At 54.6% G+C, this 22,940-nt stretch carries 21 protein-coding genes and 4 pseudogenes; 13 read left to right on the plus strand and 12 right to left on the minus strand.

Annotation, left to right across the window (positions count from 1 at the left end):
• Positions 1–106 precede the first annotated feature (106 nt).
• The 3 genes and pseudogenes from ACZRKZ_RS17745 to ACZRKZ_RS17755 form a co-directional block, all read left to right on the plus strand.
• Entirely contained in the window at positions 107–1,165 is a 1,059-nt protein-coding gene (locus ACZRKZ_RS17745; RefSeq protein ID WP_463982277.1) for an alpha/beta hydrolase family protein, read from the plus strand.
• A gap of 326 nt (positions 1,166–1,491) precedes the next feature.
• Entirely contained in the window at positions 1,492–2,022 is a 531-nt protein-coding gene (locus tag ACZRKZ_RS17750) for a DUF2867 domain-containing protein (RefSeq protein WP_463982278.1), read from the plus strand.
• Positions 2,019–2,360 (plus strand): annotated as a pseudogene (locus ACZRKZ_RS17755) (DDE-type integrase/transposase/recombinase); the annotation flags it as partial. The gene ACZRKZ_RS17750 and the pseudogene ACZRKZ_RS17755, both read left to right, overlap by 4 nt.
• Positions 2,361–2,515: 155 nt before the next feature.
• Here ACZRKZ_RS17755 and ACZRKZ_RS17760 read toward each other — a convergent pair.
• Positions 2,516–2,677, minus strand: coding sequence for a DUF2986 domain-containing protein (locus ACZRKZ_RS17760; protein WP_463970578.1), 162 nt, complete (start codon positions 2,675–2,677; stop codon positions 2,516–2,518).
• A 59-nt stretch (positions 2,678–2,736) separates the two neighbouring features.
• A pseudogene (locus ACZRKZ_RS17765) lies at positions 2,737–3,440 on the minus strand (integrase core domain-containing protein).
• Between the two features lie 258 nt (positions 3,441–3,698).
• On the opposite strand from ACZRKZ_RS17765, the gene hopBF1 reads away from it, so the two are divergent.
• Complete coding sequence (gene hopBF1 / locus ACZRKZ_RS17770) at positions 3,699–4,307, plus strand: T3SS effector protein kinase HopBF1 (RefSeq protein WP_463982279.1); 609 nt, start codon at positions 3,699–3,701, stop codon at positions 4,305–4,307.
• Positions 4,308–4,789: 482 nt separating this feature from the next.
• Here hopBF1 and ACZRKZ_RS17775 read toward each other — a convergent pair whose 3' ends face one another.
• The 3 genes from ACZRKZ_RS17775 to ACZRKZ_RS17785 all read right to left on the minus strand — a co-directional run bounded on the left by ACZRKZ_RS17775 (position 4,790) and on the right by ACZRKZ_RS17785 (position 8,257).
• Complete coding sequence (locus ACZRKZ_RS17775; RefSeq protein WP_463982280.1) at positions 4,790–5,191, minus strand: GFA family protein; 402 nt, start codon at positions 5,189–5,191, stop codon at positions 4,790–4,792.
• Positions 5,192–5,199: 8 nt separating this feature from the next.
• Positions 5,200–6,411 (minus strand): YeeE/YedE family protein, encoded by a 1,212-nt coding sequence (locus ACZRKZ_RS17780; RefSeq protein WP_463982281.1) that lies wholly within the window; start codon positions 6,409–6,411, stop codon positions 5,200–5,202.
• 418 nt (positions 6,412–6,829) lie between these two features.
• Positions 6,830–8,257 carry a hypothetical protein gene (locus tag ACZRKZ_RS17785; RefSeq protein ID WP_463982282.1) on the minus strand — a complete coding sequence of 476 codons (1,428 nt, stop codon included), beginning with the start codon at positions 8,255–8,257 and terminating at the stop codon, positions 6,830–6,832.
• Positions 8,258–9,351: 1,094 nt separating this feature from the next.
• Between ACZRKZ_RS17785 and ACZRKZ_RS17790 the strand changes: the two genes are divergently transcribed.
• Genes ACZRKZ_RS17790 through ACZRKZ_RS17805 form a run of 4 tightly spaced genes read left to right on the plus strand, consistent with a single transcriptional unit; the run spans position 9,352 to position 12,249 of the window.
• Entirely contained in the window at positions 9,352–10,902 is a 1,551-nt protein-coding gene (locus tag ACZRKZ_RS17790) for a hypothetical protein (RefSeq protein ID WP_463982283.1), read from the plus strand.
• Positions 10,902–11,513, plus strand: a complete 612-nt coding sequence (locus ACZRKZ_RS17795; protein ID WP_463982284.1) for a hypothetical protein — start codon at positions 10,902–10,904, stop codon at positions 11,511–11,513. Before ACZRKZ_RS17790 ends, ACZRKZ_RS17795 begins: the two co-directional genes overlap by 1 nt.
• Positions 11,514–11,540: 27 nt before the next feature.
• Positions 11,541–11,918 carry a hypothetical protein gene (locus ACZRKZ_RS17800; protein ID WP_463982285.1) on the plus strand — a complete coding sequence of 126 codons (378 nt, stop codon included), beginning with the start codon at positions 11,541–11,543 and terminating at the stop codon, positions 11,916–11,918.
• 37 nt (positions 11,919–11,955) lie between these two features.
• Positions 11,956–12,249 carry a hypothetical protein gene (locus ACZRKZ_RS17805; protein ID WP_463982286.1) on the plus strand — a complete coding sequence of 98 codons (294 nt, stop codon included), beginning with the start codon at positions 11,956–11,958 and terminating at the stop codon, positions 12,247–12,249.
• Between the two features lie 96 nt (positions 12,250–12,345).
• Here ACZRKZ_RS17805 and tnpA read toward each other — a convergent pair whose 3' ends face one another.
• Positions 12,346–12,678: an IS66-like element accessory protein TnpA gene (tnpA, locus tag ACZRKZ_RS17810; protein WP_463982287.1), complete on the minus strand. Its 333-nt coding sequence runs from the start codon at positions 12,676–12,678 to the stop codon at positions 12,346–12,348.
• A 474-nt stretch (positions 12,679–13,152) separates the two neighbouring features.
• On the opposite strand from tnpA, the gene ACZRKZ_RS17815 reads away from it, so the two are divergent.
• The gene (locus ACZRKZ_RS17815) at positions 13,153–13,773 is read left to right on the plus strand and encodes a tyrosine-type recombinase/integrase (protein ID WP_177000253.1); all 621 of its coding nucleotides are present in this window, start codon (positions 13,153–13,155) and stop codon (positions 13,771–13,773) included.
• Between the two features lie 420 nt (positions 13,774–14,193).
• Here ACZRKZ_RS17815 and ACZRKZ_RS17820 read toward each other — a convergent pair whose 3' ends face one another.
• Positions 14,194–14,643 carry an SMI1/KNR4 family protein gene (locus ACZRKZ_RS17820; RefSeq protein ID WP_463982288.1) on the minus strand — a complete coding sequence of 150 codons (450 nt, stop codon included), beginning with the start codon at positions 14,641–14,643 and terminating at the stop codon, positions 14,194–14,196.
• Positions 14,644–15,577: 934 nt separating this feature from the next.
• Here ACZRKZ_RS17820 and ACZRKZ_RS17825 point away from each other — a divergent pair.
• Positions 15,578–15,655, plus strand: a pseudogene (locus tag ACZRKZ_RS17825) (VOC family protein); the annotation flags it as partial.
• 142 nt (positions 15,656–15,797) lie between these two features.
• Here the strand turns inward: ACZRKZ_RS17825 and ACZRKZ_RS17830 are convergent.
• Positions 15,798–16,295, minus strand: coding sequence for an Lrp/AsnC family transcriptional regulator (locus ACZRKZ_RS17830; RefSeq protein ID WP_463970628.1), 498 nt, complete (start codon positions 16,293–16,295; stop codon positions 15,798–15,800).
• 123 nt (positions 16,296–16,418) lie between these two features.
• Here ACZRKZ_RS17830 and ACZRKZ_RS17835 point away from each other — a divergent pair, with 123 nt between their 5' ends.
• Both ACZRKZ_RS17835 and ACZRKZ_RS17840 read left to right on the plus strand, forming a co-directional pair.
• On the plus strand, positions 16,419–17,453 hold the full coding sequence (locus ACZRKZ_RS17835) for a histone deacetylase family protein (protein ID WP_463982289.1): 1,035 nt from the start codon (positions 16,419–16,421) through the stop codon (positions 17,451–17,453).
• A gap of 93 nt (positions 17,454–17,546) precedes the next feature.
• Positions 17,547–18,962: an amino acid permease gene (locus tag ACZRKZ_RS17840; protein WP_463982290.1), complete on the plus strand. Its 1,416-nt coding sequence runs from the start codon at positions 17,547–17,549 to the stop codon at positions 18,960–18,962.
• 35 nt (positions 18,963–18,997) lie between these two features.
• Here ACZRKZ_RS17840 and ACZRKZ_RS17845 read toward each other — a convergent pair whose 3' ends face one another.
• The gene (locus ACZRKZ_RS17845) at positions 18,998–19,189 is read right to left on the minus strand and encodes a hypothetical protein (protein ID WP_463982310.1); all 192 of its coding nucleotides are present in this window, start codon (positions 19,187–19,189) and stop codon (positions 18,998–19,000) included.
• Between ACZRKZ_RS17845 and ACZRKZ_RS17850 the strand changes: the two genes are divergently transcribed.
• The gene (locus ACZRKZ_RS17850) at positions 19,103–20,230 is read left to right on the plus strand and encodes a GGDEF domain-containing protein (protein ID WP_463982291.1); all 1,128 of its coding nucleotides are present in this window, start codon (positions 19,103–19,105) and stop codon (positions 20,228–20,230) included. The two genes, ACZRKZ_RS17845 and ACZRKZ_RS17850, sit on opposite strands and share 87 nt — an antisense overlap.
• 74 nt (positions 20,231–20,304) lie before the next feature.
• On the opposite strand, the gene ACZRKZ_RS17855 is transcribed toward ACZRKZ_RS17850, so the two are convergent.
• From ACZRKZ_RS17855 to ACZRKZ_RS17865, 3 genes and pseudogenes are all read right to left on the minus strand, one after another.
• Positions 20,305–21,156 carry a CAP domain-containing protein gene (locus tag ACZRKZ_RS17855; RefSeq protein ID WP_463970632.1) on the minus strand — a complete coding sequence of 284 codons (852 nt, stop codon included), beginning with the start codon at positions 21,154–21,156 and terminating at the stop codon, positions 20,305–20,307.
• A gap of 118 nt (positions 21,157–21,274) precedes the next feature.
• A pseudogene (locus ACZRKZ_RS17860) lies at positions 21,275–21,540 on the minus strand (FadR/GntR family transcriptional regulator); the annotation flags it as partial.
• A gap of 57 nt (positions 21,541–21,597) precedes the next feature.
• Complete coding sequence (locus ACZRKZ_RS17865) at positions 21,598–22,827, minus strand: MFS transporter (protein ID WP_463982292.1); 1,230 nt, start codon at positions 22,825–22,827, stop codon at positions 21,598–21,600.
• Between the last annotated feature and the right edge of the window lie 113 nt (positions 22,828–22,940).

A 22,940-nucleotide genomic window follows, 5' to 3' on the forward strand; every position in this document is an offset into this window, starting at 1 on the left:
ATAAGAAAAGTTACGCACGCCGGTGAGAATGTAGACTTTAATGTCTGGGCAACTCCCCCGTGCACAGCGTCCCTATGCACTTTTCTGTTCAAGGAAGATAACAACATTGAAAACAGCTTTCGGCGCCCTGCTTTTAATCTGCCTGTCAGCCAATGCACTGGCTGGCGATAATCCTGTCGGTTTCCAATCCGCCACACTGGCGGACACGCACAATGAGCGTCCGTTGGAGTTGGTTGTCTGGTACCCCAGTACGACGACTGCCACCGCTCAGTTGATCGCCGACACCGTGGTGTTTGTCGGTGCTTCTGCTGTTCGCGACGCGCCGCCGGAGGCTGGCGAGCATCCATTGGTGGTGCTCTCCCACGGTTTCAGAGGCAACTGGGGCAATCAGACCTGGTTGGCGAGTGCGTTGGCCCATAAGGGTTACATCGTCGCGGCGGTCAACCATCCCGGCAGCACGACCCATGACCGCAGCCCTCAAGCGGCAGCGCAGTTGTGGCAGCGGCCCGTCGACTTGCGCCGAGCCATTGAGGCGGTCACGACTCAACCTGAAAAATTTGGCGTGGTCGCTCAGCGCCAAATTGCCGTGGTGGGCCATTCACTCGGCGGCTGGACCGCTATGGAGATCGCCGGTGCCCGTTTCGACCCAGACCTGTTTGCCCGTGACTGCAAAGTCCACTCGCAGTTAACCAGCTGCACCACCTATCAACAGATGAACCCCGCGAGCACTCCAGCACTGAAGGCTAAGTTGGCCGGCGATTTGCGCGATAAACGCGTCACTGCCGTGGTTGCATTGGACCTGGGGCTTTCACGCGGGATGACCAATGAAAGCCTTGCGGCACTCTCGGTTCCGGTGCTGGTAATCGCCGCTGGCGTACCGTCGCATGAGCTACCCGCTCAGTTGGAGTCCGCCGATCTGGCCAAACGTCTGCCCCGGACGTCAAGCCGTTACGTCGAGATCAGCGATGCCAGCCACTTCAGCTTCCTGTCATTGTGCAAACCTGGCGCGGTGGCATTACTCGAAGAAGATGTACCAGGCGATGGCATCATTTGCGGGGATGGGGAGGGGGAGGGCGCCCGCCCGCGTGAGGTGATCCAGCAGCAGGTTACATCGCTGATCACCGAATTTCTGGCGCAGTCCTGGGCACTAAAAATGACGTTGTAAACCGTTGACACCAGGCCTGTAAAAGCAAGAAAAAAGCTGTTTATCATTGCCCAAGACATGCAGAGGCGTTGGCGGACAGCGATGAAGCAATTATCGATGCGCTGGATGATTTGAAAGACGAGTCGTAAGGCCAGACCAGAGCAGAAGACCGGGCTGATTTTCGTCTGCCATGACCGGCTCAGGGTGTTGCCCGGACGGCTACACCACTTCTAAGCTAGACAAGCACTGACAGGGCGACAAGGAGCGTTATACGACAAGCCATTGCAACAAGAAACGTGACATGGCATGTCGCCTAATTAGTAGTTAGACCTCAGGAGAGATCCCCGATGCCCAGAGAATTAGAGCTCATTACGTCCGTGCCAGTCCCCTCGAGGTCCGGCATCTACCACCTTTACAAGTCGATGAACCTAGCGGACGCTTTTGCGATTCGGCTCCCTGCGGGCACATCTAGCAATCCAGATTTGTTAGCTCGATTCATCCTTTCCCACCAGCCATCCTGGATCGGATGGCTCACGAAAGTCCGAGACACTATCGTTGCCTGTTTTGGTCTCAAGACAGCCAAACACTTGGCATCACTTGCTAATCGGATTGGACCCTTCAAGGTCTACAGCACGAACCAGACTGAAATCGTGTTGGGAGAGGACGACAAGCACCTCGACTTCCGGATATCGGTTCTATGTTCTGGAGAGGCAGAGCCAGAAGGCAGTCACCAACTCGTTTTTTCAACCGTGGTCCAGTGCCACAACCGTCTAGGCCGGGCCTACATCTTCATCATTGCCCCATTTCACCGCTTGGTTGTTAAGGCCAGCCTCCTCCGTGCAGCGCGCGTCGGTTGGCCTCTGGCTACCTGCCCCTGATGCGCGAGCTTGAAATCGTGAGTAAACAGCCAGGGTCATATGCTTACAAACGAGCAACGGTTGAACGACTGGATATCCCGAACATCTTGAATCGGGAGTTCGATGTCCCGGCACCCAACCAGGTGTGGTGCGATGACATCACCTACATTTGGGCCCAGGGGAAATGGCATTACCTGGCGGTCGTACTGGATCTTTGCGCGCGCCGGGTGGTGGGCTGGGCGTTGTCGGAAAAGCCGGACGCCGAGCTGGTTATCAAGGCGCTGGATATGGCCTACGAACAACGTGGAAGACCTCAGGGCCTGCTGTTTCACTCGGATCAAGGGTCGGTTTATGGGACGACCTGCAGGCTGGATGCAGAAGCTGACGGGGCGAGGAGCGAAGCGATGCGTTCGCCAGGTGCGCTGGAGTTCGCAGCGTCCAGCAACCGAAGATAGCGACGTTGACTGCATTGTTCGGCCGCGTTCTCGCGGTACGTGCCATCGGAATACCTAGATCAGCTCTCAGAGGAAATGATTGAGTCGTGACTGGGTTCAGCAGCTAGTTTCAATTGGTCAGCTTTACTAATGTATTTAGACTTGCTTGCCGGTGCCAATTTGGCACTAGCCTTTTTGGCGTGAGCCTTTAAGAGCTGCTTTATTTTTTTACGACGATTCATGTTTTTCTACTCGGTTTGTAAGGTAATCCCCCATTTCTAATACACATCAGAAATAGAGGTCAGGCCACCAGGGCCAACCTCTGTTTAGGGGCAATGCCGCCAAGGGCCATATTCGGGCGCTCGTGATTATATGTCCAGATCCAGTTCGTACCGTAGTCCTGAACTTCAGCTATCGACTCAAACAAGTAATGGCCTAGCCAATCGTAACGTACCGTGCGGTTATAGCGTTCGACGTAGGCGTTCTGCTGTGGATTGCCTGCGGTTTTCCGCGCCATTCAATGACCTGATCCAGCGCCCGCACCACGCGTTCAGCCGCAAGCGACAAATCAATTTCCATGCTCAGGGCTTCACGGTTGAAGCCATCAATCAGATGGAACACCCGAAAACTGCGTCCGTCCACTAATTGATCGTGCATGAAGTCCATTGACCAGCACTGGTTAGAGGCCTCAGGAATGGCCAGCGGCTCAGGCTTCTCGCGCACGATGCGCTTGCGTGGTTTGATGCGCAGATACAGAAAACACAAGCCAAATCCCCAGTTACGCTGGTTGTAGGTGAGTTGGATCAGTTTGTCGACGATCTCGGCGTTTTCAGGCGCCAAGCGGGCCATCAGCGAGGCGTCCATACCGCCGAACTTGGTACGCCACTTGTAGAACGTAGCCGAACTGATGCCATGGTCGCGGCACAGCTCTGGCGCAGGAGTTCCAGCCTCGGCTTGCTTGAGGCTAACCATGATTTGACTGTCTGAAAAACGCGATGTCTTCACGCAAAATTTTCTTGATCCGGTCAGGAGAAAATTCTACTTCTGATGAGTGCTTTTTTCAGGAGGATTACCCAGCCAGCAACTTCAATGTTCTTGCCCCCCTGAATCCTCAGCAACTCGAGCGATTGGGAGCACGCCAGCCGTTCAAACAACGCATGAAAAATTGGAACTCACCATACCCATCTGTTCACTCACTGATCCAGACGTCGATGCATTCCATCGCAAGTCTGTAAGACAAAAACAATGTGGAAGGTGGCTAACATGATGAAAAGAGTTTCCAATGCGGCATCCCTCTCGGACGGTCTGAGTAACAATATAAGCGAGGGTGCTTCTAAATTTAATTCTATACAGTCGTTAGGCGTAAAGCTTGGAACCGGAAGTCAGAAAGATGTTTACCATTCTCAGCAGGATGCTGGGCAGTGTGTCTGCCTGATCCGCGCCGGCACCACGGGCAATATTCCAGCGAGTGATTACGCAGAAAAAGAGATGCAACTGACCAAGCAGCTTAAAGACCTAGGTTTTCCGGTGGTCGATGCGCATGCGTTGGTTGACTACAATGGCCAAGTTGGCCTTTCAAAAGACTACATTCACAACGCGCTGGATTCTGAAGACGTGATTCATAACCGCAAGAGCCTGCCTAGCAACGTAACCTTTAATACAAACGTCCAAAAGAACTGCGACGCTATCATTGCCAAGCTGAAAACCCATCACGTGCACATCGAGGACTTACAGTTCATTATCGATGGTTACGGACGGGTGCTTATCAATGACCCCCGGGATGTGGTGAAATCTTCGCCGGAAAAAAGTATTAATAAGGTTCGCGAATTGCGGGCCATTGCGTTGAACAACTTGCTCGACGACAGCGTCTGACGGTTTGGGCGGATTTTCCACCCAAAAAGCATGCGTTCGCTACCGGGCCTACTACGCTGAGCGCTAATTAACCGACGGAGCGGGAGCAATGCAGATGCATGAAGTAGGCGAGCTCGAAGAGGTGCTGTATGTGAGCGAAGGCAACCAGTTGCTCGCGGTATTGCCGCGAGTGGCACTGTCCCGGTATGTACCCTGCGTTCCCTGAGGGAGCCGAAGACTAAGTATTAATAACGCCGCTTATGTTCAAAAGGCCCCCACACTGACGCCAGGTGTGGGGGCCCTTTTATGTGCCGGCGCAAACCATACCCCCCTGGTATGCCACCACCCCCTACAGTGGTTTTACGCAGCCCTGATCCTTACTTGAAAAGGAATTGACCCCATGCTGATGTATGCCTCGGGAAGCCCCTGCTCCTTGATCCCGTAGAACAGTACCAAGGCCGGCAGTCGAGGCTTATCGGCTGCCAGCCGCAGATTTCAAGCCGTTACTGGCGTTGCGGCCAACGATCCTGGATTTCGTACCACGAGGCTTTGGATGTTACCTCTATGTGCTTTTGTTTGTCGGCGATGAACTCCGTGTCCAGGGTCCCCAACGCTATCGAAATCCAGTCAGCGTATTCGCCTTGGCTTGTTGACCAGAACAGCGACGAACCGCACTGGGAGCAGAACTTGCGCAGTACTGATTCAGAGGACGGGTAGGACCGGATGCTATCGCCGCCGCAGACAATATTCAGATCGCCACGCAGTACGCTGCCATAACTGGCGAAAGCCGCACCGTGGCTTTTGCGGCATTGGCTGCAATGGCAATGGGAAAGCGCCTTGGGTCGCGACCGGATCTCGTATTTAACGGCGCCGCAAAGGCAGCTTCCCTGAAGGGCGTCAGTCATTGGATTTCTCAGCAACCGCCCAACGCCAATTGCCGACGCTCGGCCCCAAAGAAAAACGGCCGCAGACGCACGCCCACGCTATTACCGATAAACGCAGCCACTAACCATAGCCAACCATGCAGGCTGCCCGAGGCGATGCCACTGAAGTACGCGCCGATGTTGCAACCGTACGCCAGGCGCGAACCATAACCGAGCAGCAGGCCACCAATGACCGCCGCGAACAGCGAACGGGCCGGAATTTTCAGGTTGGGTGCAAAACGCCCGGCCAAGCCTGCGGCCAATAGCGCACCGAGGATGATGCCGATGTCCATGACGCTGGTGATGTCTTCCCACACCGGCGCGGCCAGGGCTTTGGCATTACTCGGGATCTGCCAGAACACCCAACTGCCGACATCGACGCCCAACCCGCTCGCAACCTTGGCGCCCCACAGCGCGAACGCCGAAGTAATGCCCCACGGCCGCCCGGCCAGCGCCAGAGTGGCGTAGTTGAGCAGGGCCAATCCAATTGCACCCCATACCAATGGCCACGGCCCGCGCAAGAAGCGGCGCAGACCTTGGTGCTCGCTGGTCACGCCCTTTTCAAGCTGCCCATGACGGCCCTTTTCCAGCCGTACGGTCACAGCCGCAATCATCCCGAACACGGCCAGACTCACGAGCAATGCCGGAACCACGCCGAAACTTTTGACGATGGAAGTCGCCGGGAACGAGGGCAGCGAAAACCACCAGTCAACGTGGTGAGTGGCGATCAACGAACCGCAGATAAAGAAGAACAAGGTCACCAGCATGCGCGCATTACCGCCGCCCACGGTGAACAAGGTGCCTGACGCACATCCGCCGCCCAACTGCATGCCGATGCCGAAAATGAACGCACCGAACACCACCGAAATCCCGGCCGGCGCCACCAACCCGACCACTGGCTGACCGAACAGAGTGCCCGCACCCAGTGCAGGGAAGAACAGCAGCACCGCCACCGCCAGCATCACCATTTGCGCACGCAAACCCGCGCCACGCCGATCATTGATGAACACCCGCCAGGCCGACGTAAAACCGAAGGCTGCGTGATAAAGCGTCAAACCCAACGCCGCGCCGACCACCAGCAACAGCACTTGGCGCGAGCCGACGCTGTTTTGCAGGAAAACGGCGCCAACTAACAGGAATACAAAAGCCACCAGTGGCGCGACCAGCTTGCGCTCAGGTGTCATAGAGAGAGAACGGCTCATGAGGTATCTCAGTTCATTTGAGTTTGGTTAATTTCGATGGCGCCGAGTATAAACCCAGGAGGGTGTCTGATCTTTGTGTAAATGGTCATTAGGCGCCCATTGTCTTTCCCAAGGAGTCTCAACGACCTGACCCAAGTACACCAAACGAGTTAAACCCGATCCTGATACCAGGGGAACCATGCGTTTGGAGCAACCGCGTCCCGAACGCGTGCACGGAACACCACGGCATCCGGTTCGACCCAGTTGGCCTCGGCGTTCACTTCAGTGCGGGCAGGCTGCTTTCGGCCAAAAGCGGTCGCTCGGCAGGCCCTGGATGGGCAAGTGGTACTCGACTGGTAATGTTAAACGAACATCACAATGAATAGGCAATCCCTTCGCGCGATTTTGAATTTAAAGCCGATTGGTTATGATGGGACAATTACGACAACAATGCCAAAACCCCTGTAACCGCAGCAGTTACTGAGGTCGTCATTTCAGCCACAGTTTTTGCTGCCTCCAGTATTCCATCAGCAGAAAGCTCATACCATTTCCTCCTAGGAGTAGGAGAGATAGCTTCCGATGTAAAAGCCTCGAGGTCTCTAGAAAGGACCTCAGCAGCATCTGATGGCAATTTCGACGCCAACTTAGCAACTTCAATACTGGCCGCTTCAACTTTCTCCTTAAGTTCAGGTTTAACATCAGTCCCACGCACTTTATTAAAGCTATTTTCAATTCTCTCTGCCGTTACCAAATTGAAATCACCTTGAACAGAGATATTACCCATCTGTATATTTGTATTCATGACATTACCCTGAATATTGTTTATGATCATGGACGAACTCCTCGATCTAGCTATATATCCTTCAACCTTATTGACAACCTGCTTTCGCATATGACTCAACGTAGCTGAATCGCCCTCCAGAGCAAAATCATAGGCCATGCAAGCAGCATTAAGAATTGATGTCTGATCAAAGCCAAACCTTGAAGATTTTTGAATTGAGCGCAATGAATCATTCAAATATTGCTGAACTAAATCCGAGCAATCTGGATTATTCTCAAGATCAAACCTATCATTTAGCACTTGAGAAAGTACAATTCTCAAACCCTCTCTTTCCGAATGTATACGAGAGAGGTGAATCCTCAGGCGTCTAGAGGTTTCTGTATCGGTTCCGGCACCAGAGATGAACCATACACTGCATAGCGTTTGTCCAATTTTCACCCATGCATGAAACAACGAAGTATTGCCAAAACCGGAAATTTGTTTTCTGTTGCGGGGGACCATCCCATTTAGAGGATCATGTATCATTACCAAAGGAGTTCCGCAAGCCACCCACCAATTTTCAAGACTTGACTTTCCCAAAAAATCTTTATGGGTAGTCGTAACCATATAACGCTTAGCCAATTGCTTACCAGCGCTAGAAATAGTTGAGGAGGCCACAGCACCCGAAACAGTTATACGAATAGGCAGAGTCAAAATATTCTGCAATATACCAACCCCATCATTGCCCCCGCATGACACAGATTTTCTATCAAGTTCGAATTTAATCCCAACTTGAAATCGCCCTACAATACCGTCAGAATAAAATCTTCTAGTCGAACACCTAAGTAAACCGTAAACTCCATCACTCGCACCATATCTAACGCGCCCCAATCTATTTTTGAAGCGCAGTGCCTCAGTGGCATCTACGTATATATTTTCTCCTGCCCACTCATCAACCCCTCCACGAGCGCGCCTCTTTACAACTCCAGTAGCACGGATAAAGTCAACTCCTGGAGTTGCTAAGGGAAGAGTAGGCTTGACTAGACGTCCACTACTTTTAAGGAACGCCCGCATGTCGATAAGAGGATGCTCAATGAGGAGAAACATAAAAGCCTCTCTCTGAAATTAAAGCCCCCTCGGACGAACCAAAGGGGGGAGCCTATTGAGGGCGACTCGCCCTCATCTATCGAGATTTACGTGATAGTAGGACTTGCTACGCTACGAGGCAGAGTCCTGAGTCTAATTGCTCAAGCCCCGCGACGGCGTAAATTGAAAGTAGTTGAGAAAGCGCAACTGCGCCAGGAAAGGTACGAAATACAAAAAAATCCAACCTAATCTCAGACGCAGAGATTTTTCGATTTTCCACCACAAAGGAAAAGGGAGGTTTGTCCTACTACCATGCTGCTTCTCCATGCGAGCGACCAGGGCGTATTCATTTCAGGCTAGATCAGATTCCGTACGTTGCGTTGCGTTGCTAGACTGCTTCCCGAACCATTCGGAAGGTGCCGAAAACGACAGGCTCCTGAGCCTTTCGCCCAACATTCCCGACGACCGGCTACTGCCGTACTGGCAGTAGTACCATAAGCGTGTCTACGCTGGAAACGTGCAATCGCAAACAGCCATTAGATGAGTGCGATTGAGGATGCGGCTTCAGCTGTGCCGCAATGGACTGTACTGCAGCGCGCGGAGCCCCGGCCCATGCCTAGCACCCAACGATTTCTCGTCAAAATACTGCCCGCGCCGAATAGCGCGAAGTTATCTTTGGCCGGCAGACAACTTAACGTCCTCCCCCTATACCAATGTAATTTGCAGGCACAACCCGGCATAGCGGCGCAGCCCGTATGGCATTTGGTCAAATCCAGTACCCCTCTCGACACAGTCAATCCGTGGGATGCCTGTCACGCATTCGTCTCCGCCGGCATGGGTATACCCTTCGGACCGACCAACCGCCTACCAACATCTCGCTTTCTAGAGGCTGGCGCAGCAACCCCATCTACTTTGAGATTGATTTCTGAACCGCGTGCCTTCGGCACGTACGGCGTTCACTCAGGAACAGGGTAACGATATCTACAAAGGATATTTGGCGCCTTAATGGCACGGAAAAAGGGCTGGTTCACGAGCTTAGCTTTCCTCTGGGAGGGGTCTTTTCATGGGTTTTCACGTAATACATATGTTCCTCGGAATGGGCCAAGGGGCACGATATGAACTCGATGCTTAAAAGCATTCAAGTTGCCACGATAACAAGTTTACTGGCGAGTGCTTGCGGCTGTAGCTGGATGCAGATTCATAACGAAACGAGAGAAAAGCAGGGGGTTGAGGCCAAGGAGTCTTGGTCCAAAGTAAACACCGAAGCGGTAATCGTCGTGGAGCGCGAAAATTTAGCGCAGTTGTTGAAGACAGAACTGGACACTCAAGACAAACTCGCTCTTGCGATTCGCGACCATACCCTACGAGAGATAGTCGACAGCGATTCGATCAGCGATTCTCTGTTCACAAAAGTCGATGGTGCGTTGGAGAAGTTAGTCGGCCCCGATGGTCTTGCCACGGTTGATTCTGCGAGAACAATTCAATCTTCGCATCGTGCCTGGACCGCAAAGCTTGCAGATAAGCAAGATACGTGGAGTCAGGTGAGCACTCTTCAGCCTCCACCCCAATGTACAGACGTATTGGACTCTGAGAAAACTAAGGCGCGGCGTTTGGCAATTAAAGCCGCCGTGACGCCATCACCGGCGGATTCAGCCGAAACCATCAGGAACAAGAGACTGGCAGAAGCAACGTTGGAAGAAATAGAGAATACCTGCCGAAGAGAACCCGATGCGACCCCATTCAGTAGCATGGGCGGCGCGATGGAGTCTGCTCACCTGAGACACGCGACAGATACTGAGGAAGCTGCCGCAGCCAAGGCTAACTTAAGTGTTCAAGCAGCAGAATACAACGCTGCGGTAAAGTCGTACACAGAGGCCCTTAAGACCACTAACGCGCAAGCAAGCACCAAAACCACCGAAGCATTTACCCGCCTCCAAACGGCGATTAATGCCCTGGAGAGCGCACCAGATGCCTGGTCCCGACAGTTCATAGCCAAAGAACGATTGGACTCGTTAAACAACTTTGTCGACGCCGTAACCCAAACTACCAAGGACGGCAAACTGCCCGAAGGGGCCAACAAGGCGACGGTGGCGTTCGTGTTATTTCCAAAGCTGGTCGATGACGCGAATAAGTCCTTAAATGACGCCAAGGCACCTCTCGCGCTGCCACTTCTAATTCAACGCAACTATGAGCAATTACAGCTAGAGGCCGTGACGCGTGAAGTGGAAGCAAGGGAGTCGATGGTACGAATTTCCGGGGCGATGGAAGATACAATTTTCGCTCAAGCCAAACAGCTTGCAATAGCCAAGAGTGAACTGGATAAAGTCAAAAACATCAAGGAGGTCAAAGGCCAATCGACGGCCGACGCTTTCAAAAATACGCCGCCTAAGTACCGCACATCTCTATATCGAGGCACCGCACTCTACCTGGATGCGCTAAATCGGCTGGAGGCGCGGCGATATAAACTGGAATACCAATACATCGCTGCTCAGCATGAACTGCAACTTGCTTATGCCGAAGTCAATGCCAAGCAATGGTCTTCCTTGATCGGTGCCACCGTCGACCAAGTCGCGGCCGCGAGCGCTGGTGGCGTGAAACCCGAGCGTGTGGTTGCGTTGCTCAACATGTTGGGCATCTTCTACATCGGGTACGGAGTAAACAAGTGATGTCAGACAGACTCTTCACTCCTCGCACCCGATTGGCTTTGATGCTTGCCTGTACCACCTGTATAGCGACGATGCAGGGATGCGGAACACCCCAACCGCTACTCGATCAGGCAAACCATGGCGCGGCACTGTCGATTTCGCTGCAGACGGAAATGGCAAACTTTCGCGCCGCACAATCGGCAATTGCCCAGCAGCGGCTCAACTCCGTGCGTCGGCAGCTCGCCAGCATGTCTACCTATCAATCCGAATCTGACTTTGATGAACGGGTAAAAAAAGCAGCTGGTACTGCTACAACACAACTCTACACCGAGCTACGAACACTGGCTGACAGCCGCATTGAGGACGAAAAAGTGATGGCACAACAATCCCAGCGGGTTGATGCAGATATAGCGAAATTATTGTCTCCCCTACCCGACATTACCCAAGCGCTCGGCAACACACAGAAGGCCCTCGCCGTTATAGGCGAAGAACTCTCAGCAAGAGACCGCATGGACTCTGCGGCTGATTTCGCTAAACAAATCAAGGCAGGGATAGAAGACAACAAAGCGAAGATAGAAGCAGCCAAGGCAGCTACCACCACTGCTCCGGTTCAGTCAGCTGCCGATCATTGATCAACGCCCTCACTTTTGGAATCCGTGATGACAAAGTTAAACGACTGCTCAGACAAGGAAGTTCTCAACTTTCTCCACTTGTATTTTGCGACAGTGGATCTGCTGACGGAAGCACAAGAGAAGTACCGGCGGCTTGCGGAGATATCCAGCACCACCAGTTTGCGGAGTAAATACCGTGCGCTAGCGCTTGAATCGGAGCGCGATCTGGAGTTGATGAAAAATCAGCGTAGAGCGTTTCTAGCCAACCAGCTATCCATTAAACCTCCCAGTGAGGCGACCGTTAAAAAGACCAAGCTGATGGCGGACGAACTTGCGAAGATCCTTGTGAAGGAAGCTAACGCCGCCGCAATCATTGAACTGGCCATCAAAGGGCTGGACGCATTCAACCAAGTCACGACAGCGTAACACCGACATCTCGTTAACGAAGCGAACACGAATTTGAATGCGTTCCCACGAAAAGTGGTTTGCTGATGCCCAAGGATACTCACACCATGAATTTTCCAACCGTTTCTACAAGCACTTCGCCCTCGTCTCAGCAATAACACTGGCAGCCATCATTTTGCTATCGATCCTTTGGCTACCGAGGTCCTTTTTCGCAAATGCCCTCTCTGGCGGAACGAAGGAAACCGCGAAGGAGGCTTTAGGGGTCATGAAGGAATGGATGGTATGGATGGCCAGCATTCAGACTGCAACGATTGCCGCACTAACCGATCACCGTCTTCCTGAGCCAAGGTAATGATCCACGTTTAAGGGGATATCAGCTCCTGCCCTCGTGAGCCACCATTACCGCTCGATTCGTTTCGTAATATTCCTTGATTAGAGTCGATGCGGATCATAGCAACAAGTCTCGAAGAAAGGTCGCGCAGGCTGCCGCGCTTTCGGTCGGCCAGTTCACTTTGACAGTGCCGCGCGGGTGCTCGATTTCAACACAGATATTCGATGATGCAGCTTGCGAATTTGCTCCGGCCAGCGGCATGGGTAACGGAACGAAAGCAGGTTGCAGCTCCGTGGTTTTTTGCGTTTGCACCCGAATCCATTTGTGGACGAGGTTCGCGTTGAGGCTATGGCTCAGCGCGATGCTGGCAATCGAGGCACCAGGCAGGGCGCACTCTTGAATGACTTGGACTTTGAAGGATTTGGAGTAGGAACGGCGTTGTGGCTGCATGAAATACCCGCTTAAAAGGCTAGAACTGGTGCCCACTTAAATTTAAGTGCACACCATGTCTTGGCTTTGCAGGGCTGGGTAGATGACTTGGCCGGACGGATACCGACCACGTGCAAGAGTGACCGGCTTTGTACTGGGAAAAATAAGCTGTAGCCCGCTCACACCTACGGACTGTCATCCTGCATTCGTGGTTGCGGTAGGTGTGAGCAAGAGGTAAGGATTGTAGCAGCAGCGAGATTTTGAGGGGGATGACCGCGTCGTCAACAAGGACAACAACAGCCACCTTCCGAGTCGCCAAAATCGAGAAATAACCTGACGGCCTGTAACGCTCTCAGAGACTGCTGTAGAGGTGCGGTTATAAAGACGATGTGAATAACCCCCACTTTCGTAGACTCTCGGTTGACCGCTTCTGGCCGGTTAGCGCCCGCCGCTCTGATTAGCCATCCTTGTCTTTCCACACGTGGAGGACTTGTCATGAACATCATCGCTACCTGCAGCCGTCAGCCCTGGAACAAAGGAAAACTAGTCGGGCAGAAAGCCCCACTCCGACTGAGAGATATCTGGGCCATCCGAGTAAGGCTTCAAATTGCGGAAAGAACCAGGGATCTGGCTCTCTTCGATCTGGCCATCGACAGTAAGCTTCGAGCCTGCGACTTAACCAAGCTCCGCGTGCGCGATGTCGCCCATGGCGAGCACGTATCGTCACGAGCCATGGTGATGCAGCAGAAAACGCAGCGACCAGTGCAGTTTGAGATCACTGAGCAAACACGGTCAGCTCTCGTGGCCTGGATACATCAGGCACAACTACGCAGCGAGGACTGCCTTTTTCCTAGTCGGCTACATACCTCAGACCATCTATCCACTCGTCAATACGCTCGTATCGTCAAAGGCTGGGTGAAAGCCGTAGGCCTTGATCCAGCCATGTATGGCACTCACACAATGAGACGTACGAAGGCATCACTAATCTATCGCAGAACGAAGAACCTACGGGCGGTTCAGTTGCTGCTCGGCCATACGAAGCTGGAGAGCACTGTTCGATATCTGGGGATTGAGGTCGATGACGCCCTGGAGATGGCGGAACAGACTGAGGTTTGATCATAAGTCAGGCCGTCGCTAACCGGCCCAGAGTGTGTAAAAACGCTTAGTCAAAATTGAAGTCCGCGCTTCTATGTGAAATCTGAAGTTTATCGGCTGGTTGGCAGACCTGGATTTTGCGTAGATGCGCGATTTTCAACCCTGATTTTGGCGCCAATCTCGCTGAAAAACGTTTTTACACACTCTGGGCCAGAAGCGGCCGCTCAATGGTGTCTATCAAAACGGCGGTATTCATCTCCTGGCGGGCCTCGCTTTAGGTTTTGTACGAAATTTCGGTACGGTTAGAATTGCCGACATGATTGACTGGAGGCCGCACGGCAAAGAGTTACGACTTCTCCGATGCATCCTGGGAATTGATCAAGGGCCTGGTTTCTCCCGAGCAGAAAATGGGTCGACGTCGAACACGCCTTAACGCGCTGCTTACAGTCGATCAGACTCTTCCTCCGAAACCAAATACTCAACAAAATCCAAGTAGGAGCCCCATACTTCAGGTGCTGTCATCAATGCTTCTTTACCTATACGATTAACATCAATCGCATCACACCAGAGCACTTGCCCCAATTGGGAGTTGCAGTCCATCACGATCAGACCTTCAGCAGGCTCCCCCAACACAAGATAGTTTGATAAAAGTCGGCTACTGCTTCTCAAACGCTTCGTTTCATCAAGAACGTTAGTTGGAGATTCACAACCGATCTGGTGCAGCGGCAAAACATAAATACCACTTCCGTCAAAAAAATCCCCCACCAATTTGAAACTACTGGGAAGTGATATTTTCAACTCACGCTCCAGCTTTTCAATAAAACCCGGATCCACTGCGCGAATGCCATTCAACGACTCAAAACGACTCTTTACCATCTCTAAGCTTGACATACCAACCTCGCCGATTACGCGCCATTGCCAATATTCTCACATGCCCTGCTCTTTATTAACTTATGCAGCGGATATTTTTATTGCAGTCACGATAATAGAGCCCATATAGCGCCCCGATCACTGGCGGGAAATTATCGCGCGCCTCTGAAGTATATGATATGGGAAGAGCTATTTTTAGAGCTTGCACCTCGGAAGGCCCATCGTTCCAAGTGGGGATTTCCATTCCATTCCAAAAGGTAATGTAATAATCATCTCTAACAAACAATACAGGCTGTAAGTGTCTCACCTCCTGACTACTAGCCCAATAAATATAGCCTATATATCACTACCTACAAAGTAGGTCCTGATAACAAAGCTCCTATCCCCAACTTTCTCATCTGCAAGCAAGGGACGAACACTAGCCTCATTTCTTACGGTCTCATCCATGGGGAAATCCCAAGCATTATATGCATTCAAATCTGTGAGAGTTAAATCATATACCTGTTTATTCGTCATGGATAATTCTGCCTAATAGGTGATTTATCAAATAGAACGATTTGAGAGGCTAAATATTCATAAGGCATTTAAAGTATTCTTTCGTAATCAAAATCAAGTGTGGTTGTCTCTAGTCTCCCAAGAATACTCGTCCAGCTATTAAGATAACGGACAGGCATAGCGTAGCTAAGAAACATTCAGGCTGCCAGGGTAGGCGCGCAGCTACGCACTTACGCGCTATGACGTGGCTTAAAACCTCCCCACGCTAGATACTTTTCAGCCGGAATTGAAAGGTAGGGAAAGGCAGCAAATGGCCGATTGCTGCCGGTCACCAATGGCTGCAATCGACCCAAAGCGAGCACTCAAGGTCGAGATGACTTGCTTAGCATGCCGTCGCTTGAGCGCCTACCTTACTAATCAATCTCAGCCAACACCTTGAGAGGCGTAACAAGAGCAGCCAAATCCTGATCGAGTGGCAGCCAGGCGGGGGTTCGATGCCATGATGGGGATGAGAAAAATCGACATCGCGGCGATCTAAGCAGCGTTGGGGCGTTAACGGAGGCTCATTGCTACTTGCCTGGCCCTGACGCGGGATCAGGTCGGATGTGCGATGGACATGGACTTATGACTTCACAGTGATCATCGGCGCGCGTTAGCACAGGCTGGTTGGGCATTGTCGTTCACTGCTTGATCCGCTCTGGAATCGCAATCCGGCTCGTCGTCTTCACCTCCCGCAATGCCAAACTCGACTGAATCGACGCAATCCCCAACTGGCGCCGCAACACGCTTTCAACAAACTCACTGTAACTGTCCAGATCCTCAGCCAACACCTGCAACAAATAGTCGGCATCGCCAGTGATCTTGTGGCACGACTGCACCTGTGGCAGTTGCTTGATCACCGCTTCGAAGGCTTCAGGGGTGTGGTCGGTGTGGGTGGCAAAGCGGATATGCACGAAGGCCATGATATCCAGGCCCAGCTTGCGTCGGTCCAGGTTGGCCTGGTAGTCCTTGATCACGCCTTCTTCTTCCAAGCGTTTACGCCGTCGCCAGCAAGGAGTGAGGCTCAGGGACAGGCGCTCGCTCAGTTCGGCGTTGGAGATACTGGCGTCTTCCTGCAGCAGGGCGAGGATCGCAAGGTCGGTATCGTCAAGTGCGGCACGCTTGGTTGTTTTTTTCATTATTGAATGTCTTTGGGGAAAATATTCCCGATTACGCTAGCATCACGAGAAGTAAAAGCAAAGAAAGCCCCTTGCGGCCAGAACAAAATAGACGCCTGGATCTCATTAGGCGGATATGTACCCATGCTGACTATTTTTAGCGACTCCCATCGTTTGCACCATGGCACCGAATTGAAGGACGGCGTGCTCAAGCCGTCTTTCGAGCAGCCGAGCAGGGCGGACACCGTTCGCGACCGCGTCAGGCAGGTAGAACTGGGCGATATCATCGTCCCGCGCACGTTCGACCGTTCGTGCTACGTCAATGCCCACAGCGAGCGCTATGTGTCCTTTCTGGAAACGGCCTGGGCGCAATGGACGGCCATCGGCCGCAGCCATGACGCATTGCCGCTAGTCTGGCCGGTTCGCGACCTGGCCAACGATCAGGCTCCCGATTTTATCGACGGCAAGCTCGGCTTCTTCGCCATGGATGCCGGCTCGCCGATTACCGCGACCACCTGGGAAGCGGTCAAGACTAACGCCGACATTGCGCTCACTGGCCTGGCCTTGATCGACGAGGGTCACAACAGTGCCTTCGCCCTGTGCCGTCCGCCCGGCCACCACGCCGCGCGGGAATACATGGGCGGCTATTGCTACCTGAACAACGCGGCCATCGCGGCGCAACAGGCGATAACCCAAGGAGCCAAACGTGTCGCGGTGCTGGACGTGGATTTCCACCATGGCAATGGCACACAAAACATCTTCTTTGATCGCAGCGACGTGATGTTTGTCTCCCTGCATGGCGAGCCATCGGTGTCCTATCCCTATTTTTCCGGGTTCAGTACCGAACGCGGTGCCGGTGCGGGCGAGGGGTTCAACCTGAATTACCCGTTGCCGAAAAACACCACCTGGCCAACCTACAAAACGGCCTTGATCGACGCCTGCCAAAAGCTGCGCAACTTCGCGCCTGAAGTGCTGGTGATTTCCCTGGGCGTCGACACCTTCAAGGACGACCCCATCAGCCATTTCCTCCTGGAAAGTCATGACTTCACCGGCATGGGCGAAATTATCGCCAGCGTAGGCGTGCCCACGCTCTTTGTGATGGAGGGCGGCTACATGGTCGATGAGATTGGCATCAATGCAGTCAACGTGCTGCGAGGCTATGAAAGCAAACATGCCTGAAAGTTGACCTGTGAGCCCCAGCCCCACCCACAATAAAAATCGCCCGATATTTTTCTGCCAAAACTCAAAAACATAAGATCAAGAGGTTTTGTGATGAAAACAACTACGCCTGGGCTAATCGAAAAGCCTGCGTTGCAGCGCACCTTGAGCAATCGTCATATTCAACTCATGGCCATGGGCGGGGCGATCGGCACCGGCCTGTTCATGGGCTCCGGCAAGATCATTGCCCTGTCCGGCACCTCGATCATCCTGATCTACATGATCATCGGCCTGTTCGTGTACTTCGTCATGCGTGCCATGGGCGAGTTGCTGTTATCCAACCTGAACTTCAAAAGCTTCGCCGACTTTGCCGGCGCTTACCTCGGGCCGCGCGCGGCGTTCTTTCTCGGCTGGTCTTATTGGTTGAGTTGGAGCGTGGCAGTGGTGGGGGATGCGGTGGTGGTGGGCGGGTTTTTCCAGTACTGGTTCCCCGATGTGCCCGCCTGGATTCCCGCCATTGGCATGATGCTGACGTTGTTCGCCTTGAACGTACTGACTGTCAAACTGTTCGGCGAAGTGGAGTTCTGGTTCGCGATCATCAAGATCATTGCCGTCGTCACCTTGATCGGTGTGAGTGTGGCGCTGATCGCCAGCTCTTTTGTATCGCCTACCGGCGTTACCGCATCCCTGACAAACCTGCTGGATAAACAGGCGGCATTTCCCAACGGCTTGTTTGGCTTCTTCGCCGGTTTCCAGATGGCGATCTTTTCCTTTGCGGGTACTGAACTGATCGGCACCGCGGCCGCCGAAACCCGCTCCCCAGAAAAGACCTTGCCCAAGGCGATCAACTCCATACCGCTGCGGATCATTCTGTTTTACGTGCTGGCCCTGGCTTGCATCATCGCCGTGACGTCCTGGCAGCAGGTGTCGCCGAGCAAGAGTCCGTTTGTTGAACTGTTCCTGATCGCGGGCTTTCCGGCGGCGGCCGGTATCGTCAACTTTGTGGTGCTGACCTCGGCGGCATCGTCCGCCAACAGTGGGGTGTTCTCTGCCAGCCGCATGCTGTTTGGCCTGGCGGACCTGGGCAATGCGCCGGGGATCTTCCGCCGGCTGTCGAAAAACAGCGTGCCGTTTATCAGCCTGGCCTTCACTACCTTCCTGATGCTGCTGGGGGTGTTGCTGCTGTTTATCGTCCCGCAAGTGATGACCGCCTTTACCATCGTCTCGACGGTGTCGGCGATCCTGGTGATCTTTACCTGGTCGACCATCCTGGCGTCCTACATTGCCTACCGCAAAAAAAGACCTGACCTGCATGCACAATCGCTTTACAAAATGCCGGGCGGGGTGCCGATGGCCTGGTTCTCCCTGGCGTTCCTGGCGTTTGTGCTGTGCTTACTGGCCTTGCGGCCGGATACACGATTGGCGCTGTGCGTGATGCCAGCGTGGTTTATCTGGCTGGCCATCGCCTACCAGCTCTCGAATTTGCGGAACCGGTTTGTGACGAGCGCGGTGGCCGGGCGAGTGGGTTGACGCTGCTTTACCCGCGAAAGCTTCATCCGCACGCTTTAGCAAGCGCTTTCCCGGCCCGGATCGGCTTGATTCTGCTGTTCCGTCTGCTGGCATGATGCCACAATGCCATTTTGGCGCTGCATTATGATCAGGCGGATCAAATGAATGGCCTTGGGCGTGGGCAGGACCAGGATTTTTCCATAGAGGAACAGGTGCGCACTGATCGACTGCACCAGTTGTTTCGCCAATCATTTTTTGCTGTTTTCGGCAGTTATATGGCCGCGGCCATGCTCTGTTGGTTGTGCTGGGACCGGTTTGAGCACAGCGTCATGGTCAGCTGGCTGGTGCTGCTGGCGGGGGCGACGCTGCTGCGTGTCGCGATGTTCATGGCCTATTTTCGCAGCCCGAAAAGTGAACGCACGCCCCAGCGCTGGGAGCGCCGCTACTGGAGCACCCTGGTGCTATCCGCCGGGATCTGGGGGGCAGGCGCGTTTGCGGTGATGCCCACCGACGATCGGCTGTCCCAGGCGCTGGTCATGCTATTTGCCGTGGGCATGTCGGTCAGCGCGGTGTCGTGTTACTCGGCATACCGTTACATGACGCTGGTGTCCATCGGCCTGGTGTTGTTGCCCTGCACCCTGTGGCTACTGTTTCAACCGTCATCGATGCAAGTGGGCATGGCCATGGCGGTTCTGGTTTTCTCTTCGTTTGTGGTGGGCGCCACGCGCAAATTGTCCGAGGCCTTGGAGACTGCCTTTCGCCTGACCCGGGAAATGGAGCGGGCCCACAACATTTCCACCCGTGCCGCACAGACCGATGAACTCACCGGCCTGATGAACCGCCGGGCTTTCTTCGAGCATGCCCAGCTGTTGTATAACCAGTGCAAACGCAACCAACAGCCGTTGTGTGTGTTGATGCTGGATATGGATCACTTCAAGGCCATCAACGATACCTACGGCCACCAGGCCGGCGATCAGGTGTTGCGCCAGATCGGCGGGGTGATCAGTGCGTCGTTTCGCCAGGCTGATGTTTATGGTCGCCTGGGTGGCGAGGAGTTCGCGGTGCTGCTGCCGGACACCACTGTCGAGGTGGCGCGGGACATTGCCGAGCAACTGATCCGCGCCATCGCGGGCTTGATTACCGAACCGGTACTTGGCCTGACAGCCAGCCTCGGTGTCGCCTCGACACAATCAGTGGACGACGATCTGCACGGCCTGATAAACACCGCCGACAAAGCGCTGTATCGCGCCAAGGCCCAAGGGCGCAATCAGGTAGCGGTGGCGTCGTAGAGCGTGCTCAATCCTTGCGCATCGCCTTGGCCAGCACCCGAGTGCCTGGCCGTCCATCGCGTTCCGTCACCCATTTACTGCACCCCGAACAACCCCGTCCAATAAATTCCCGCATCACTTTTCGGATCAAGTCCATAAGCAGCGCCCAATTCGCGCAACTGTGGATTCATCAGGTTGGCGCAATGGCCAGGGCTGGCGAGCCAGCCGTCGACCACCTTGCGTGGGGTGTCCAGGCCGGCGGCGATGTTTTCGCTGATTGCCTGGCCGATATAGCCCGCCAGTTCCGCTCGGTCGCCCGGCGTACGACCGTCGCGGTCAAGGTGATCGAAGAAATTGTTGTTGGCCATGTTGCGCGAGTGGCTGTCGGCGGCGCTGGCAAGTTGGGTGTTCCAGGCCAGTGGTGTGGTCGCTGCAAAGGCTTGCCCGCCACATTGGCGCGGCTGATTGCGGGCGGCGTTGATCATCTCCAGCACTTGCTGGCCGGCAGCCTGCGAGCTACCCAGGCCGCTGGTCAGTAGCGGACGGGCCAGCACGATGCGCCAGTCCTGGCCATTATTGCTCACGCCGATGTCGACGAATTGTGGGTCCAGCACCACCCGGCAGAAGCTTTCGCGAACGGCCTTCATGGCGGATTGGGCGTCCCGCGGGCCGGACAGGCTGATGGCCTGGACGTTGACCATCGGGTACGCCGCCCGCGCCAGCGCCTGTTGCAGGTCGCCGGCGTTGTTGACCGGCAGCACCAGGCGCGCATCGGTGGCCAGAGGGGGCAACTCCTGGGAACCTTGGTCGCCACAACGTTGCACCTGGCTGCGGTACTGGTTGATCGAGTCCACCAATTGGCTTTCTTCGCTCGCCGACGCCTGGGTGCAGAACACCAGACTGGCAGCCAGCGTCGTAAACCCCATCATCAATGACAGCACGCGCATGGACGTTATCCTTGAGCTTAAAAGTGCCCATGATGCGCGATGAAGGGGCATCCATGCACCCGTTGGTCAGTTTTTTGGTCAGTTCTTGAACGCCGAGTGCTTTCGGCCCTGATCAAACAGGGCAAACACCACCACTAGCACCGAGGCGATTAATGGTCCCCTGCGAAATGAATGAGCCCAGGCCGCGCGGGCAGTCAGTACGCCATCGGCCTTGAGCTGGGCAATGGCTTCGCGCACCACGGAGCGGCTGACGTTGAGCTGTTCGGCCAACTGTTGCTCGGTGGGTAGGCGTGACTCGGGCGAGAGCTGTCCGGAATCGATCTCGGTACGAATGGCGTTGACGACACGCACGACGAGCGAATCAGGGCGCTGGAGTTCAAGCATGGAAGCAAAACCTTAGTGGTCAGGTTGCCAGGCAATAGCCGCTGTGATTTTCTCTTGTCAAGGCGACCTTGAAAGCTGGGTGGCTGCCGAGCGATGGCTCAAGGCAATCAGCAACGCCGCGCCGATCAACCCCAGCGCCACGGCGAAGGTAATGCGCAGGCCGCTGCCAACCGCTTCAGGTGTGGCGGTGGTGATGTCGCCCGTGGCCAAGGCGAAGACCGCGCCCAGCGCCCAAGCCCCAGTGATCAGCCCAAGGTTGCGCGACAGGTTTAGCAGGCCTGCGATCACACCGCGTCGATCCGTCGCCACATCGCTCATCACTTTGGTGTTGTTGGCCGTCAGGAACTGGGCGTAGCCGAGGGTGAGGATGGCGAGGGCGCCGATATACCCGGTAACGCCCAGATTCAGCGGCGTCAGCGCCAGCAACAGGCAGCCGCCAAGCATGCAAGCCAGGCCGGCGAGGGTCATGGGATGGCCACCAAAACGATCGGTCAGACGGCCCGCAGGTATTCCCACTAGCGCAACAATGCATGGCCCGATCGCCATCACCAAGCCCATTGAGGCCGGGTCAAGCCCTACGCCATGGGTCAGGTAGAACGGCCCGGCCACCAGCGTTGTCATCATGACGGCAGAGACCAGCGTACTCATGCAAAGCCCGGCTCTTAGCGGCGCGTCGCGTAACACCGACAAAAAATTGAAATCGACTCGCGTCGAATTCTGCTCATTACAGTCGACCATCAGATAGCGGCGGGTGAGGGCAAACGTCAGCACGCCCAGCGGCACCATGAAGAAGAACAACGCCTGCCAGTCCCATCCAGCGATCAACACGCCGCCAATACCTGGCCCCAGTGCGGTGCCAATGGCAGACATCGTGCCCAGTAAACCCATGGCGTGGCCGGCCCGGTCTTTGGGTACCGTCTCGCCGACCAGGGCCATCGTCATTGCCATCATGGTTGCCGCACCGAGACCTTGCAGAGCGCGTGCGCCTATCAGCAGTCCCAGAGAAGGCGCGGCACCGCACAGTGCGCAGGCCAGGGTGAACAGTCCCAGCCCCGCCAACAACAGACGGCGGCGGCCTAGGCGATCACCCAGTCGGCCGACACTGACAATCACCGCAGTAATTGCCAGCAGGTAAGCCAGGACGACCCATTGCACCGCCTGCAATGACGCATCAAAAGCCTGGGCCAGGCTTGGCAGGCCGACATTGGCGATGCTGGTGCCCAGGGACGCCAGCAGCATGGACAGCGACAGGCTGGCGAGGGCGCCGCGAGGGGTTAGGGATGTCATGGGTGGTTCCTTGTTCTGACCACTGCCAAACGGACAGCTGTCAGAAAGTTACGCCCTCGCCTAACATGGCGGAAGACGCAGCAGTTGCACTCTATGCTTGCGCCTGACGCCTT

It is taken from the genome of Pseudomonas sp. c313, assembly GCF_055407145.1.

Bases quoted from the DNA above. Each gene is read 5' to 3' on its own strand.
- ACZRKZ_RS17750 (WP_463982278.1), top strand. From the start codon at position 1,492: ATGCCCAGAGAATTAGAGCTCATTACGTCCGTGCCAGTCCCCTCGAGG.
- ACZRKZ_RS17760 (WP_463970578.1), bottom strand. From the start codon at position 2,677: ATGAATCGTCGTAAAAAAATAAAGCAGCTCTTAAAGGCTCACGCCAAA.
- hopBF1 (WP_463982279.1), top strand. From the start codon at position 3,699: ATGATGAAAAGAGTTTCCAATGCGGCATCCCTCTCGGACGGTCTGAGT.
- ACZRKZ_RS17775 (WP_463982280.1), bottom strand. From the start codon at position 5,191: ATGACTGACGCCCTTCAGGGAAGCTGCCTTTGCGGCGCCGTTAAATAC.
- ACZRKZ_RS17780 (WP_463982281.1), bottom strand. From the start codon at position 6,411: ATGAGCCGTTCTCTCTCTATGACACCTGAGCGCAAGCTGGTCGCGCCA.
- ACZRKZ_RS17785 (WP_463982282.1), bottom strand. From the start codon at position 8,257: ATGTTTCTCCTCATTGAGCATCCTCTTATCGACATGCGGGCGTTCCTT.
- ACZRKZ_RS17790 (WP_463982283.1), top strand. From the start codon at position 9,352: ATGAACTCGATGCTTAAAAGCATTCAAGTTGCCACGATAACAAGTTTA.
- ACZRKZ_RS17795 (WP_463982284.1), top strand. From the start codon at position 10,902: ATGTCAGACAGACTCTTCACTCCTCGCACCCGATTGGCTTTGATGCTT.
- ACZRKZ_RS17800 (WP_463982285.1), top strand. From the start codon at position 11,541: ATGACAAAGTTAAACGACTGCTCAGACAAGGAAGTTCTCAACTTTCTC.
- ACZRKZ_RS17805 (WP_463982286.1), top strand. From the start codon at position 11,956: ATGCGTTCCCACGAAAAGTGGTTTGCTGATGCCCAAGGATACTCACAC.
- tnpA (WP_463982287.1), bottom strand. From the start codon at position 12,678: ATGCAGCCACAACGCCGTTCCTACTCCAAATCCTTCAAAGTCCAAGTC.
- ACZRKZ_RS17815 (WP_177000253.1), top strand. From the start codon at position 13,153: ATGAACATCATCGCTACCTGCAGCCGTCAGCCCTGGAACAAAGGAAAA.
- ACZRKZ_RS17820 (WP_463982288.1), bottom strand. From the start codon at position 14,643: ATGTCAAGCTTAGAGATGGTAAAGAGTCGTTTTGAGTCGTTGAATGGC.
- ACZRKZ_RS17830 (WP_463970628.1), bottom strand. From the start codon at position 16,295: ATGAAAAAAACAACCAAGCGTGCCGCACTTGACGATACCGACCTTGCG.
- ACZRKZ_RS17835 (WP_463982289.1), top strand. From the start codon at position 16,419: ATGCTGACTATTTTTAGCGACTCCCATCGTTTGCACCATGGCACCGAA.
- ACZRKZ_RS17840 (WP_463982290.1), top strand. From the start codon at position 17,547: ATGAAAACAACTACGCCTGGGCTAATCGAAAAGCCTGCGTTGCAGCGC.
- ACZRKZ_RS17850 (WP_463982291.1), top strand. From the start codon at position 19,103: ATGAATGGCCTTGGGCGTGGGCAGGACCAGGATTTTTCCATAGAGGAA.
- ACZRKZ_RS17855 (WP_463970632.1), bottom strand. From the start codon at position 21,156: ATGCGCGTGCTGTCATTGATGATGGGGTTTACGACGCTGGCTGCCAGT.
- ACZRKZ_RS17865 (WP_463982292.1), bottom strand. From the start codon at position 22,827: ATGACATCCCTAACCCCTCGCGGCGCCCTCGCCAGCCTGTCGCTGTCC.